This window comes from Carnobacterium sp. (assembly GCF_032094055.1).
Classification (GTDB): Bacteria; Bacillota; Bacilli; order Lactobacillales; family Carnobacteriaceae; genus Carnobacterium_A.
In genome coordinates this window covers 7,343-8,590 of record NZ_DAMDAK010000093.1, presented here as the reverse complement: position 1 = coordinate 8,590, position 1,248 = coordinate 7,343, and the positions used below count along the sequence as shown (strand labels likewise).

Below are 1,248 nucleotides of genomic sequence, written 5' to 3'. Positions count from 1 at the left end.
TTCTTTGGCTTATATTTTTTGGGAGTCTTTTTTTGAGACAATTCACTCCTCCTTTCTATAGTTGCTTAGCCATTATTTTCCTGCTTCTGTTAATAAATCAATGTATTCTTCAAGTGAAAGATCATATTTCTCGATATATTTTGCATTTTCAACTCCGACATAACGGAAATGCCAAGATTCATACTCTATACCGGTTTCTTTTTCTTTTCCTTGCGGATAGCGCAAAATAAATCCGTAATCGGTCATGTGGTCGACCAGCCAATGTTGCGAGTCTTGCGTATCGTATTCTGGAATCAATCCTTTACCAGTATCTAGCCATTCATCATCTACGATATCAACTGCAAGTCCAGTATGGTGTTCACTGCCTCCAGGAATTGCAATGTAGTCTTCCGTCTTTTTCTTTGCTTCTTCTTGGGAATAGTTTTCATCCAGATAACGTTGAATACTGCTATCATAATTTGTTTGTTGTAAATCCACTGAACGATAACTAGAAGCCAGTACGATGTCAAAACCAGCTTTAGATGCTGCATCTAGCCAGTTATCATAGTCTTCTTTCATCCGTTCATCAATCATATAGCCACTTGGTAAGGTTACTAATGGTATCTTTAAATCTGGGTCAATCGGTTTTGAATTGTTGACCAAGATCAAGTTCCAATCAGTTGTAGATACATCAGGCAGTTCATCTAGCATAGCTTGGTGTTCTTGTTCCTTTTTCAACTGCTGTTCTTCTGCGGGAGTCAAACTCTTCTCAGAAGATGCAGCTGAAGTAGACGTCTCTGTCTTTGTCATTTTTTGAGTCATATCCGATACAGTATTTTCTACTGCGTTACATCCGCTTAGGAGTCCAATCGACACAAAAAGTACTGCAAATTTCTTGTACATATTTTAAAGCCCCATTCTCTATTTACGTTTCTTTATTCCTCGGCAAATGCAACATTGATGCATTTTTTATCCAACTCGCTTTCTCTCACTGATGCTGCTCATAAACATAATGATTCCATTCAAAAGCGTGTCCTTTTATTTTCATCTTCTATAATAACATTAATAGTTAGAATCGCCATAAAAAAGTTGTGCTAAATGGAAGAAAATACAAAAAAACTGCACGGAGTAATTCCGAATACAGTTTTCTCTTCCATATAAGACTAGGTTAAATAGGGTAATGTTCTTCCATATTTTCTTTGAACCATTCAAGTAGATCTTGTTTTTCTGTTTCAATTTGCTGCTGAATCACACCTGGCAATCGCAGCT

1 protein-coding gene is annotated in these 1,248 nt (G+C 36.9%); it reads right to left on the bottom strand.

Annotated features, from left to right (window positions below):
• Positions 1 to 72: 72 nt before the first annotated feature.
• A complete protein-coding gene (locus RT405_RS11735; protein ID WP_313469900.1) occupies positions 73 to 882 on the bottom strand; it encodes a M15 family metallopeptidase in 810 nt (269 codons plus the stop codon).
• Positions 883 to 1,248 lie beyond the last annotated feature (366 nt).

Bases quoted from the DNA above. Each gene is read 5' to 3' on its own strand.
- RT405_RS11735 (WP_313469900.1), bottom strand. From the start codon at position 882: ATGTACAAGAAATTTGCAGTACTTTTTGTGTCGATTGGACTCCTAAGC.